The 12,099-nt window shown below is 55.0% G+C and carries 13 protein-coding genes; 7 read left to right on the top strand and 6 right to left on the bottom strand.

Features of this window, described 5'->3' with window-relative positions; all coding sequences use genetic code 11:
* Positions 1-184: 184 nt before the first annotated feature.
* The 3 genes from grxD to TH30_RS15560 form a co-directional block, all read right to left on the bottom strand.
* Positions 185-520 carry a Grx4 family monothiol glutaredoxin gene (gene grxD / locus TH30_RS15550; protein ID WP_114099000.1) on the bottom strand — a complete coding sequence of 112 codons (336 nt, stop codon included), beginning with the start codon at positions 518-520 and terminating at the stop codon, positions 185-187.
* A 92-nt stretch (positions 521-612) separates the two neighbouring features.
* Positions 613-1,521: an EamA family transporter RarD gene (gene rarD / locus TH30_RS15555; protein ID WP_114099001.1), complete on the bottom strand. Its 909-nt coding sequence runs from the start codon at positions 1,519-1,521 to the stop codon at positions 613-615.
* 168 nt (positions 1,522-1,689) lie between these two features.
* On the bottom strand, positions 1,690-1,923 hold the full coding sequence (locus TH30_RS15560) for a BolA family protein (RefSeq protein ID WP_114099002.1): 234 nt from the start codon (positions 1,921-1,923) through the stop codon (positions 1,690-1,692).
* 310 nt (positions 1,924-2,233) lie between these two features.
* Here TH30_RS15560 and TH30_RS15565 point away from each other — a divergent pair, with 310 nt between their 5' ends.
* Positions 2,234-2,728 carry a glyoxalase superfamily protein gene (locus TH30_RS15565; RefSeq protein ID WP_114099003.1) on the top strand — a complete coding sequence of 165 codons (495 nt, stop codon included), beginning with the start codon at positions 2,234-2,236 and terminating at the stop codon, positions 2,726-2,728.
* A complete protein-coding gene (locus TH30_RS15570; RefSeq protein WP_258548748.1) occupies positions 2,725-3,183 on the top strand; it encodes a GIY-YIG nuclease family protein in 459 nt (152 codons plus the stop codon). The genes TH30_RS15565 and TH30_RS15570 overlap by 4 nt, the downstream gene beginning before the upstream one ends.
* On the opposite strand, the gene moaA is transcribed toward TH30_RS15570, so the two are convergent.
* The 3 genes from moaA to TH30_RS15585 all read right to left on the bottom strand — a co-directional run bounded on the left by moaA (position 3,180) and on the right by TH30_RS15585 (position 5,613).
* Positions 3,180-4,178, bottom strand: coding sequence for a GTP 3',8-cyclase MoaA (gene moaA / locus TH30_RS15575; protein ID WP_114099058.1), 999 nt, complete (start codon positions 4,176-4,178; stop codon positions 3,180-3,182). The genes TH30_RS15570 and moaA overlap by 4 nt on opposite strands.
* A gap of 230 nt (positions 4,179-4,408) precedes the next feature.
* On the bottom strand, positions 4,409-5,224 hold the full coding sequence (locus TH30_RS15580) for a hypothetical protein (RefSeq protein ID WP_114099004.1): 816 nt from the start codon (positions 5,222-5,224) through the stop codon (positions 4,409-4,411).
* A 203-nt stretch (positions 5,225-5,427) separates the two neighbouring features.
* Entirely contained in the window at positions 5,428-5,613 is a 186-nt protein-coding gene (locus tag TH30_RS15585; RefSeq protein ID WP_068517193.1) for a DUF3553 domain-containing protein, read from the bottom strand.
* A 267-nt stretch (positions 5,614-5,880) separates the two neighbouring features.
* Between TH30_RS15585 and TH30_RS15590 the strand changes: the two genes are divergently transcribed.
* The 5 genes from TH30_RS15590 to TH30_RS15610 all read left to right on the top strand — a co-directional run bounded on the left by TH30_RS15590 (position 5,881) and on the right by TH30_RS15610 (position 12,093).
* On the top strand, positions 5,881-6,486 hold the full coding sequence (locus TH30_RS15590; RefSeq protein ID WP_114099005.1) for a histidine phosphotransferase family protein: 606 nt from the start codon (positions 5,881-5,883) through the stop codon (positions 6,484-6,486).
* Positions 6,487-6,629: 143 nt separating this feature from the next.
* Positions 6,630-9,332, top strand: a complete 2,703-nt coding sequence (locus TH30_RS15595) for a hybrid sensor histidine kinase/response regulator (protein ID WP_114099006.1) — start codon at positions 6,630-6,632, stop codon at positions 9,330-9,332.
* A 15-nt stretch (positions 9,333-9,347) separates the two neighbouring features.
* Positions 9,348-9,854, top strand: coding sequence for a chemotaxis protein CheW (locus tag TH30_RS15600; RefSeq protein WP_114099007.1), 507 nt, complete (start codon positions 9,348-9,350; stop codon positions 9,852-9,854).
* An 84-nt stretch (positions 9,855-9,938) separates the two neighbouring features.
* Positions 9,939-10,304, top strand: a complete 366-nt coding sequence (locus tag TH30_RS15605) for a response regulator (protein WP_114099008.1) — start codon at positions 9,939-9,941, stop codon at positions 10,302-10,304.
* A 73-nt stretch (positions 10,305-10,377) separates the two neighbouring features.
* Positions 10,378-12,093, top strand: a complete 1,716-nt coding sequence (locus TH30_RS15610; RefSeq protein ID WP_114099009.1) for a chemotaxis protein CheB — start codon at positions 10,378-10,380, stop codon at positions 12,091-12,093.
* Positions 12,094-12,099: the final 6 nt, after the last annotated feature.

The following is a 12,099-nucleotide window of genomic DNA, read 5'->3' on the forward strand; positions in this document are numbered from 1 at the left end:
CTTTTCCCCTGTTACGCGATGTTTCGCATCTCACAAAGATGGGGAACTTGGTCCCAAGCATCAAGAAATAGTTTTGCGACGTAGGGGTAATAAACGCCAAGGATGTATTTTGAACAGTCAAAGGCACAAAAAAACGCGCCGGGCATGGCCACAGCGCGTTTTAGCGTCGGGTGTGTTGCGCGCCTTAGGCCGCGACAGCAACGCCCTTGTCTTTAAGATGCTGGGCCAGTTCGCCCGAAGCAAACATTTCGCGTACAATGTCGCAACCACCAAGGAACTCGCCCTTGACGTAAAGCTGCGGAATGGTCGGCCAGTTCGAGAAGTCCTTGATACCCTGACGGATTGCCGGGTCTACCAGAACGTTGATGTCCTTGAACTGAACGCCAAGCTCGGCCATGACCTGAACCACGGCAGCAGAGAAGCCGCACTGCGGGAACATTGCGGTGCCCTTCATGAACAGAACGATGTCGTTATCGTTGATGTCCTTCTGGATGCGATCGAAAACCGGATTGTCGGTCATAATGATTGTCCTTGGCTTGAGCGGCGATCTTGTGTCCGCGGAAACGAGTTAAACTTTTATGGCCGAAGATATGGCTGGAACCTGAGGTTCTGTCAACTGTTGCGGCGGTTTTTACGGGCTGTGCGAAAGTTATCCCATGTAAAAATACCAAGTCCGAACCACACAAGACCATAGGTGACCATATGCGCGCTGGTAAAGGTTTCTCCAAATACCAGAACCGCGACAAAGAACTGCAGGGTCGGATTGAGATATTGCATCAAGCCCAGAACCGAGAATTTCATGTTCCGCGCGGCATAGGCAAACAGGACAAGCGGGACTGTGGTGCAAACACCCAGTCCGACCAAAAGCAGATCATTGGTCGTGCCGGTATGGCCAAATGCCATGCCGCCCTGTCCGCTTAGCCAGATCATATAGCCAAGGGCAATTGGCGTGATCAGCGCACATTCCACAAACAGTCCGGCAATCGGATCGGCTGGTACAAATTTGCGGATCACCCCGTAAAAGCCAAAAAGGGATGACAGGCTAAGCGCAATCCAGGGCAATTGTCCGTAAAAGACCAGAAGGTTTATGACCCCGATGGCACAGATGCCAACCGACAGGATCTGAATCCGGTTAAGTTTTTCGGCAAAGAAAATCCGCGCAAGGATCAGCATGATCAGCGGCATGATGTAGTAGCCAAGGCTTGCTTCAAGCGCGTTGCCGCTATTGACCGCCCAGATATAGATCACCCAGTTTCCCGCCACCAGCAAACTGCTCAGGAACAAAAGCCCCAGCGTCTTGGCCGAGGAAATCAGAACCCAAAGCTGTTTGCGACGGCCAAGTGCAAAGATCATCGCGAATGTCAAAACCGCTGACCAGATGATCCGGTGTGACAGGATTTCAAGCGGCACCGCAAAGGATACCATTTTGAAATACAGGCCAAAAATGCCCCAGATGGTAAAGGCACCAAGTCCGGCAAGTGGTCCGGCACCGATCAGAGCAGGCTTTTCCTGTGATGACATTTGATGAGCCGTGGTCAGTTAATGGGGCTGGTCAAACCGGATCGTGGGTGTGGCGGCGGGCGGTTCCGGTTTTAACGAAATCGGGCGCCGATAGGTGGTCGGCGCCCGAAAAAAAATCTTGCCTTTTGCCAAAATACCGACTGGCGTATGGCGCATGCAACTGGCGGGTTATTCCGGTGCTGACGTCTGAAGGGCAAGGGCATGCAGATCGCCGCCCATTTTGCCCTTGAGCGCGGAATAAACCATCTGGTGCTGAACCACGCGGGTTTTGCCGCGGAAGGATTCAGACACAACAATTGCAGCATAATGATCGCCATCACCGCGCAGATCCTCGATCCGGACATCGGCGTCAGGAAGGGCTTCCTTGATCATGTTTTCGATTTCATAGGCTTCCATGGCCATGGCGTTTATTCCTTATAATTGATCGGCGGCATGTGGCGGGCCCCGATTAAACCTCTTTTATCTGGTATATGTTGTTGTCACGGGGGCTGTCAATTTCTGCGCGCGGGGCAGGAACAAACATTGGTGAAAGATGCTGTGAAGCTTGTCTTGGAAGCGATATTACGCTAATTACCCAGCCTTGGGTTGCGCACACCCGCCGTCCGCAAGGTTATCCTTTGGTAAAGTGGCGCTTATGAATTAAACGGACCCGTTTCCCGATCAGGGTACGGCCCGGCAATGCGGACCCCCGGCCTCCTGTGTGGAGACGAAAATGACTTCAAACAGTCTGAATATCAGCCGTGCCGATATCGACACGGATGCGACTGAACAATTCAAGGCACAGGCAAAACGCCTGCGCAAAGCCTTGGCCGCGCGCGATGTATCAATCTCGCATGCCGGATCGCTGGAACTTTTGGCGCAAAGCCACGGTTTCCGGGACTGGAATACCGCGGTCGCCATGGCGCGACGGAACATCCCGACCAATGTTTCCGATCTTGGCATCGGCAAACGCTTTGCCGGATCGTACCTTGGCCATGCGGTCACCGGATTGATCCGCAGTGTGACGGCCACCCCGACACCGGGCGTTTTCCGGGTTGAGGTGCATCTTGATGAACCGGTGGATGTAGTGGAATCAAAGCGCTTTAGCGGCTATCGCCAGCGCATAGCGTCACGGATCAACGAACATTGCGAACCGGTGCTGGTCAATGGCATGGCCGGGCCGGGGCTTTCGATTGATCTGCTGTTGCGCGATCAAGACGGCCAGTGACACAGTTTATTGAAACGATAAATGACCAAACGCTCCGGCAGCTTCCCAAAGTTGCCGGGGCCTATGTGCTGGTGATCGAACTGGCAAATGATCTTGTCCTTCAGAACAAACGCTTCGCCGGAACCATTTTGCCCAAAGGCACCTACCTTTATTGTGGCTCGGCCAACGGCCCCGGCGGCATTGCTGCGCGCGTCAAACGCCACTGCAAACAGGATAAGAAACCCCATTGGCATGTCGATGAACTGACCTCAAACGGGGCAGGGCGGATTGTGTCTGTGCTGGTGGTGCCGGGCGGGAATGAGTGCGAACTCAGGGCCCGCTTGCAACGATATGCGCCCGATGTCCCGGTAACCGGTTTTGGCAGCAGCGATTGCACAGACTGTTCAGCACACTTGATGTCCGTGCCGGTAAATCAATCACGAAAATTTGGGAAAATCATAGCGGGGGCTGCTTAGCCCCCGGTCATGCTCATATGACGACCGACAGCCGGTTTCTGGCCTTTGCGGTCAATCACGAAGTCATGGCCTTTGGGTTTGAGGTCCATGGCGGCATCAAGCATCTGATCAAGGGCGCGTGGGTCGCCAGTACGCAGGGCGGCGCGCAAATCAACGTGGTCTTCCTGACCAAGGCACATGTAAAGCGTACCGGTGCAGGTCACACGCACGCGGTTGCAACCTTCGCAGAAATTATGGGTCAACGGGGTGATGAAGCCCAGACGCCCACCGGTTTCGGCCACGGTGGTATAGCGGGCCGGGCCGGGGGTGACGTGATCGGACGGGATCAGGGTGAATTCCTGTTCCAGACGTTCGCGGACCACCGTCAGTGGCAAGTACTGATCGGTGCGATCACCATCGATATCGCCAAGCGGCATGGTTTCGATTAGGCAAAGATCGAAACCTTCTTTCCCGCACCATGACACCAGACGCGACATTTCATCTTCGTTGAAGTTCCGAAGGGCAACCGTATTGATCTTGATGCTGATCCCGGCAGCCTTGGCGGCTTCAAGCCCTGCGAGAACCTGTTCAAGGCGGCCACGGCGGGTGATTTCGGTGAATTTCTGGGAATCAAGGCTATCAAGCGAGATGTTCAGGCGCTTGACGCCAAGGCGGGCCAGATCATCGGCATAGGTGGCAAGCTGGCTGCCATTGGTGGTCATGGTCAGTTCATCAAGCGCACCGGTTTTGAGATGACGCGACAGATCGGAAATCAGATCCATGATGCCACGGCGCACCAGCGGTTCGCCACCGGTCAGGCGCAATTTGCGCACACCGCGATTGATAAAGGCAGAGCAAAGCTGATCGAGTTCCTCGAGCGTCAGGACTTCGGATTTTGGCAGGAAGGTCATGTTTTCCGCCATGCAATAGGTGCAGCGGAAATCGCAGCGATCCGTTACAGAAACGCGCAGGTAGGAGACATGCCGGCCGTATTTGTCGATCAGTGGTTTGGTCATGGCGTTGGTTTGCAACATTAGCTCTGGTTTCGCGGGGCCTTGATATCAGACTGTGGCACAGCAGCCCCGGTGTTGACCAGCCCGTTTAGAATGTCTGTGATCACCTTTCCGTCAGGTGCAAACGAAAAAAGCCGCACAGGGTGCAGAATGATATCACCTGTGCGGCCTCTGTTATAGGTCACCGGCGGGTAACCGACGGGTAACTGTGCGTCGCTTTGGACGCGTCTGGCTTACGATGCCGAATGGCGGGCAATGTCGGCGTCAATCGACTTCATGACTTCGCGCAGGGTTGCGACATCTTCGCTGCCCATTTTGGCAACCAGTTCTGCGGAATGTTCGGGGACCCGAAGGATTTCACGAACATCGCCAAACAGGGCATCAAGCAGGCGAACGCAATGGGCCTCGGTGAAGTGCCAGTGGACTTCGCCAGACGGCAGGTTGTCATTGACCAGTTGCAGCAGCCATTTTTTGCGATGATCGTAATCGCGGAAATGAAGCGCCATGCGGGCAAAGACCAGATTGATGCGCAGCTTGACCGCCGGTTCCTTGGCCAGATGGTCCCAATATTCCGACGGATTGCGCAATTCGTCTTCGTCTTCGGCGTGGGCTTCGATGATTTCGTGAATTTCGCGGTCGATTTCCTGAAGCATGTCCATGCCGACCATCATGCGGATGACCTTGAAGAACGGCTGCAGGATGTCGCGTGACAATGCGCCTTCTTCAAGCGTGCCCGCAGCATCGCCTTCAAGCAGATGTTCAAAGCGTGACACCAGCAACCGCCCGAACGGGTCGTGCCGGACAGCAGCATGTTCACGGGCCTTGATCGATTCAAGGTCGCTTTCAAGAACCGCCCATGCCCCGTCAAACAGGTCTTCCTTTTCGCGAAGACCGTCAATTGCCTTGATGATTTGTTCTTCGGTAATCGCGCCGCCATGGTTGCGCGCGTGATGGATCAGCCCCTGGGCGAATTGTTCCAGTACCGTAAAGGCGGCAACATGGTGGCGCTGCTTAAAACTGTCGCGTGGTGGTTTATTGGCTGCAATCATGAAGTGTCCAGACCTTGATTATCACGGTGATACATGATCAGGCAGATCTATCTGTAAGGATAGAATCCAAGAGGCCCTGATCCTGCATACGCCGAATTTATTAATAAATTGGTGTCAGCAATTCGTGTGCCAAGGACAGCGCTTCGGGCCTTTGATCACGGGCCCGTAATTCGAAACCGGCGCGATCGCGCATGAAGGGCACTTTATTCGTAGCCGACAGCGGCCTCGACAATTTCGAGCACGACATGGCGGGGCCGGATGATCTGGCGGCCGGCCTCTTCGAAATTGACGGCGATTCTGTCGCCATCAACGGCCTGAATACGGCCGAGCCCCCAATCGGGCTGGTTCGGGTGGCGAACGATGGTGCCAGGAGTCAGCAAGAAATCCATTGGGTTCCCAGTCTGCAATGTGTCTGGGTTATATATAGTTGGGCCTTTGACATCCCGCAATTATTCAGTGCGGCGGGGACGTCGCGCTGTCATCCTGGCAACAGGCAGGCGGCAATATTTGCCGGGTTGGGCGGCTTAAATTTCGCCTCCGCTAAATAAGCTCTTAACATATCAGGGGGCAATCTGTGCCACCAGAGAGACCGGGCGTCATGTTTGGGGACGTGATGCTTTGAAGAACAAATAGAAATACCTTGGAGAACCCGAAAAATGGTTCAGGACCTCGCCCTTGAAATGACGCTGATCGAACTGATCAGTTCGCGCATTTGCCACGACCTTGTCGGCCCGGTTGGTGCTGTCAATGCCGGGGCGGAACTGATGGGCGAAGATGGCGTTGCCGATGACGAGGCACTTGCCCTGATGCGCAAAAGCGGCCTTGAAGCTGCACGGCGTCTGCAATTGTTCCGGCTGGCCTTTGGTCGGGCGGGCAACAGTGTCGATACCAAATCCATGCGCGATGCGGTGCGTCAGACCTATGATGCCGAGGGCAAGGTCAATCTTGATTGGCCTGATTTGCCGATTGATCCAGCTCATGGACGAGTCGTTCTCAATATGGTGATGCTCGCCCGTGAAGCTCTGCCTTTTGGCGGAAAGATTGCGGTTTCACACGAATCCGGTCGCACAACCGTCCTTGCAGAAGGCAAACGTGCGGCATTTCGTCCGGAAGTCATGGCAGTATTGGAGAAAGACGTCGCCGCAGACGGGCTTGATCCACGTACTGTACATGGATTTTTTGTGTTAAATCTGGCCAATCGGACGGGTGGGGAGCTTTCAGTCTTGCAACAGGAAGCAAATATTGCATTGATCTATGGATAAAAAATTGATCTGCGGGTCTGGTAATAACGTGTGGTAGCTTCTACGTAAGTAACCGATGTAACATACGTTTCTCGCCATGCGCGTTTAGAATGGGAGTTCCGGTTCCGGCAAACGTCCCTTTGCCGGAGATTTGGAGGGGGTATATGGACGATCTATTAAGTGAATTTCTGACCGAGACTTCGGAAAGTCTCTCGACGCTTGACGTTGAGTTGGTGAAGCTTGAGCAGAACCCGAATGATCCGGACATTTTGTCGAACATCTTCCGTTTGGTGCATACCATCAAGGGGACCTGTGGTTTCCTTGGTCTGCCGCGACTTGAAGCCGTCGCACATGCAGGCGAGAACGTTCTGGGCAAGATCCGCGACGGCGAGCTGGTTGTAACCGCCGAAGCCGTAACGCTGGTTCTTGAGTCCATCGATACAATTAAATACCTGCTTGGCGAGCTTGAGCAGAATGAAGCCGAACCGGATGGCGATGATGCCGATCTGATTGCCCGCCTGAACCATTTTGCCGACACCGGAACGATCCTGGGTGGTGCTGCACCGGCAGCCGCACCTGAGCCCGAACCGGTTGAGGACGAACCTCTGATCGTTGGCGAAAGTGCTGTCGCGGTTGATAGTGATGCGCTTCAGGCTGCTTTTGATGCCACCGAAGTTGATCCGGAATTCGCAACCTCGTCGGAACCGGAGGAACAGCCGGCTGCTCCTGCGGCACCGCCTGCGGCAGCGAAGTCACAGCAAGTTGCCCCGGCCAAGAAACCGGCCGCCGAGCAAAAAGCCGAACCGCCGCGCGGCGAGGCCAAGGAAAGCTCGGTCGCGGCTCAGACCATTCGTGTGAATGTCGAGCTGCTTGAAAACCTGATGACGCTGGTTTCCGAGCTTGTCCTGACCCGTAACCAGCTGTTGCAGATGGTTCGCGGCAAGGATGACAGTGAATTTACCGTTCCGTTGCAGCGCCTGTCACATATCACGACCGACCTTCAGGAAGGCGTGATGAAGACCCGTATGCAGCCGATTGGCAACGCTTGGGCAAAACTGCCGCGTATTGTTCGCGACCTTGCCCTTGAGATGAACAAGAAGATCGATCTGCAGATGATCGGTGCCGATACCGAGCTGGATCGTCAGGTTCTTGAACTGATCAAGGACCCGCTGACCCACATGGTGCGTAACTCTGCCGACCATGGTCTGGAAGATATTCCGGGACGTCGTGAAGCAGGCAAGCCTGAAACCGGCACCGTGACGCTGAATGCGTATCACGAAGGTGGACACATCATCATCGAGATTTCCGATGATGGTCGTGGTCTTAACCTTGATCGGATCAAGGCCAAAGCCATTGCCAACGGTCTGGCCACCGAAGGTGAACTTGAAGGCATGGGTGAACAGCAGATTCAGCAGTTCATCTTCAAGCCGGGCTTCTCGACTGCGGAAAAGGTTACTTCGGTTTCCGGTCGTGGTGTGGGTATGGACGTTGTGCGTACCAACATCGAAAAGATCGGTGGTACGGTTGAACTGAAATCGGTTGAAGGCCGTGGTTCGACCTTCATCATCAAAATCCCGCTGACTCTTGCGATTGTTTCGGCACTGATCGTCGAAAGTGGCGGCGAACGCTTTGCCATTCCGCAGATCAGCGTTCTGGAACTTGTTCGTGCATCGAACAATTCCGAACATTCGATCGAGCGTATTCACGACACCCCGGTCCTGCGGTTGCGTAACCGCCTGTTGCCGCTGGTGACGCTGAAGAAAATTCTGGGTCTCGATACCCAGGACCAGACCGACGAAAGTGTTGATGAAGAAGCATTCATCGTTGTCGCACAGGTCGGGACCTATTCGTTCGGTATCATCGTTGACCGCGTGTTTGACACCGAGGAAATCGTGGTCAAACCGGTTGCACCGATCCTGCGCGATCTGTCGCTGTTCTCGGGGAATACGATCCTTGGTGATGGCAGCGTGATCATGATCCTTGACCCGAACGGTATTGCGACCCGTACCGGCGAAATCACCGTTGGTGGTTCGCAAGGTGTTGAAGGCAAAGCCAAAACCGATTCGTCGGATCGCGAAACAACCTCGATGCTGGTCTTCCGGGCTGGTGGTAGCGAAGTGCGTGCGGTTCCGCTGGCACTTGTTGCCCGCCTTGAGGAAATCGATGTCGAGAATATCGAACATTCCAACGGACGTCCGCTGGTTCAGTATCGTGGCAAGCTGATGCCGCTGGTCTTTATTGACGGCAGCTATCAGATGAAGGCCGAAGGTCGCCAGCCGACCCTTGTCTTCCAGGATCGCGAACGGACCATGGGTCTTGTCGTCGACGAGATCGTCGATATCGTTGACGATGTTCTCAATGTTGAACTGACCGCAGATCAGGACGGACTTGTCGGTTCGGCTGTGATCGATGGCAAGGCAACCGATCTGATCGATGCCGGTTACTATCTTGAACTGGCCTTCAGCGACTGGTTCGGGACCGAGGACAATGGCGGCGAGAAGAAGCGTGTTCTTCTGATCGATGACAGCCCGTTCTTCCGGAACCTGTTGACGCCGATGCTGTCGGTTGCCGGTTTCCGGGTTACAGCGGTTGAAACTGCTGAGCAGGCCATGGAACTCAAGAACCGTGGTATCCTGTTTGATGCGATTATCAGCGATATCGAAATGCCGGGCATGAACGGCTTTGAATTCGCCGAAGCGCTTCAGGATGACGAGCTGTGGGGTGAAGTTCCGATCATTGCCCTGTCCTCGCATACCAGCGAAGAAGATTTCGAACGCGGTCGTCAGGTCGGTTTCAGCGACTATGTCGCGAAGTTTGATCGTGATGCCCTTGTCTCGACCCTGGTCCAGACATTGAGCAACGTGTAATCGGGAGAAAGTACAATGAGCGATAGCAACGCACTCGTCCCGAGCCATGAAAGAGGCGGCGCACTTGATCTTGGTGGTGACAGTCAGGATTTCGTCACGGCTTATATCGGCAAGCAGCTTTTTGGCATTCCGGTTCTGACGGTTCAGGATGTTCTTGGACCGCAGCGCATCACCCGCATTCCGCTGGCACCGCCAGAAGTCGCAGGGTCATTGAACCTGCGTGGTCGTATCGTTACGGCCATCGATGTTCGCAAGCGTCTTGGCTTGCGTGACAAGGACGATGATGATCCGGGCATGAGCATCGTTGTCGATCAGGGCGGCGAGCTTTACAGCCTGATGGTTGATCAGGTCGGAGAAGTTCTGAGCGTTCCCAAAAAGGCGTTTGAACAGAATCCGGCGACCCTTGATCCGCGCTGGCGGGAGTTTTCCGACGGTATTTTCCGTCTGGATAAAAAGCTTCTGGTTATTCTTGATGTTACGCGTCTGCTTGATTTTACCTCATCGATCAAGCAGGCTGGGTAACCTATTTTGATGTGTCGGACGCGCAATGCGTCCGATATTTTGCCGTTAGTGGCTTAACGACCTAAATAAACGAGAAGGAAGTCGATGAAGAGTTGTCTCGTCGTCGATGATTCGAAAGTCATCCGAATGGTGGCGCGCCGCATCCTCGAAGAATTGGGCTTTGCGGTCGTAGAGGCAGTGGACGGACAGGAGGCATTGGAAAAATGCCTCGAATCCATGCCTGAAGCAGTTCTGCTTGATTGGAACATGCCGGTCAAAAGCGGGATTGATTTCCTGCGTGACTTGCGCGCAACTCCGGGCGGGGATGAGCCAGTCGTCGTATTCTGCACCACGGAAAACGATCTGGAACATATCCAGGAAGCAATTACAGCCGGTGCGAACGAATACATCATGAAACCGTTCGACAGTGAGATCATTCAGGCGAAGTTTGAGCAGGTCGGCCTGATCTAGTCCGGTCGCCCCTGTTTCTGTCCTTTCCGGACTTCCGAGATTGATCTCCTGACTCACGCGGGGACGCTGCTACGTGGAAGACACGCCTATCCATTCGCCATACAAAGTTCTGATTGTGGACGATTCCGCCATTGTGCGCGGACTTGTGACACGCATGATGACCGAGGACGCCGAGATTGAAGTCGTCGGATCGGTCAATAATGGCGAAGAAGCATTGTCGGTAATGGAACAGGGTGGCGTCGAAGTCATTGTTCTTGATATCGAAATGCCGGTTATGGATGGGCTGACGGCCTTGCCCAAACTGTTGGAAATCGATCCGACAGTCCGGGTGATCATGGCATCGACCCTGACCAAGCGGAATGCCGATATCAGTTTCCAGGCGATGACCCTTGGTGCGGTGGATTATATCCCCAAACCAAGTTCATCAAAGGATCTGAATGTCGGGGCAGGTTTCCGGGCCGAGCTTCTGGACAAGGTAAAGGCATGGGCCGAACAGCGTCGCAAGATGCTCGAGGTCGAACATGCCCATATCGAACAGCAGGCCGAAGTTCGGCAGGAATTAGCCGATACTCCAGCACCCGAGGCAGGTCAGGCGTCCGAGCCGCTGGCGGCGCATCCGCCCGAACAAGATCATGAACATGATGACACAACAGGCCATCAGGACGGAAAGGCGACAGCCTTCCGGGCTGAAATGTCGGTTGAGTATCAGCAGCTTCATAAACAGGGCCGCATTCAGCGCAAAAGATTTACCGCCGAACTGCGCCCGCGCCCGATGCAACAGCATCCGCGTCCGCAAGCCATGCAAACGCGTCCGGCACCGGTACAGCCAAACCCGGCATCGCAGACCCCGACATCGGCACAACCGTTGTCCGGGGCCGACAAGGCTGCTTCTTCTGACGGTGTTTCAGCGACCCGCAGCGCTGCAGTTTCAAATGCGATCCCAACCCGTCCCCAGACACCTTCGCGGGATCCGGGGCGTCTGATCCGGGATGCCGCCGTCGCGGCTGGCGGAAGCGGACACAAGTCCGCGTCCACGCCGTCACGAACATCACCCACGGCATCAGCAGCGCGCACTGTCGCGGCACCCAAGCGCGCATCTGCGAATGTTGCTGATGGCGCAAAGGTCAGTCGTGCTGCGCGCGGTGGTGTTGCACCGGCACCTGTCCGTCGTCCGGCATCGCGTGGCGAAGTGAGGCTGTTGCCAGAAAAGCGCCTGACTGTCGAAGCGATTGCAATTGGCAGCTCAACCGGTGGTCCGCAGGCGCTGTTTGAAGTTTTGCGGGGGCTGAACGGTGTGCGTCAGCCGATTTTCATTACCCAGCACATGCCGGCAACCTTTACCACCATTCTGGCCGAACATATCACCCGTCTGACCGGTTTGAAGTGTCAGGAAGGCAAGAACAATATGCCGATTGCCGGTGGACAGGTTTACCTTGCGCCCGGCGATTACCACATGACAGTAGAGGGGCGCGGTGGTTCGCGCCATCTGATGTTGAACCAGAACCCGCCAGAAAACTTCTGCCGCCCGTCGGTGGATCCGATGTTGCGCAGTCTGGTCGCGAGTTATGGTGGAAATATTCTAACCGCGATACTGACCGGCATGGGGCAGGATGGTATGTTGGGGGGGCGCGACGTCGTCAACGCAGGGGGCATGGTTGTTGCGCAGGACGAACAAAGCAGTGTTGTATGGGGAATGCCAGGGGCAGCAGCACATGCGGGTATCTGTTCTGCTATCCTGCCGGTTGGCGGAATTGCGGCCTATATCAAAAAATTTGCGGGGGGGCGTTAACCCATA

The sequence above is a fragment of the Thalassospira profundimaris genome (assembly GCF_003326795.1).
GTDB lineage: Bacteria > Pseudomonadota > Alphaproteobacteria > Rhodospirillales > Thalassospiraceae > Thalassospira > Thalassospira profundimaris_C.

What these genes read in the sequence shown, in the direction of transcription:
- moaA (WP_114099058.1), bottom strand. Translation starts at nt 4,178, where the DNA reads ATGACCAAACCACTGATCGACAAATACGGCCGGCATGTCTCCTACCTG.
- rarD (WP_114099001.1), bottom strand. Translation starts at nt 1,521, where the DNA reads ATGTCATCACAGGAAAAGCCTGCTCTGATCGGTGCCGGACCACTTGCC.
- TH30_RS15590 (WP_114099005.1), top strand. Translation starts at nt 5,881, where the DNA reads ATGGTTCAGGACCTCGCCCTTGAAATGACGCTGATCGAACTGATCAGT.
- TH30_RS15585 (WP_068517193.1), bottom strand. Translation starts at nt 5,613, where the DNA reads ATGGATTTCTTGCTGACTCCTGGCACCATCGTTCGCCACCCGAACCAG.
- TH30_RS15560 (WP_114099002.1), bottom strand. Translation starts at nt 1,923, where the DNA reads ATGGCCATGGAAGCCTATGAAATCGAAAACATGATCAAGGAAGCCCTT.
- grxD (WP_114099000.1), bottom strand. Translation starts at nt 520, where the DNA reads ATGACCGACAATCCGGTTTTCGATCGCATCCAGAAGGACATCAACGAT.
- TH30_RS15605 (WP_114099008.1), top strand. Translation starts at nt 9,939, where the DNA reads ATGAAGAGTTGTCTCGTCGTCGATGATTCGAAAGTCATCCGAATGGTG.
- TH30_RS15565 (WP_114099003.1), top strand. Translation starts at nt 2,234, where the DNA reads ATGACTTCAAACAGTCTGAATATCAGCCGTGCCGATATCGACACGGAT.
- TH30_RS15595 (WP_114099006.1), top strand. Translation starts at nt 6,630, where the DNA reads ATGGACGATCTATTAAGTGAATTTCTGACCGAGACTTCGGAAAGTCTC.
- TH30_RS15580 (WP_114099004.1), bottom strand. Translation starts at nt 5,224, where the DNA reads ATGATTGCAGCCAATAAACCACCACGCGACAGTTTTAAGCAGCGCCAC.
- TH30_RS15600 (WP_114099007.1), top strand. Translation starts at nt 9,348, where the DNA reads ATGAGCGATAGCAACGCACTCGTCCCGAGCCATGAAAGAGGCGGCGCA.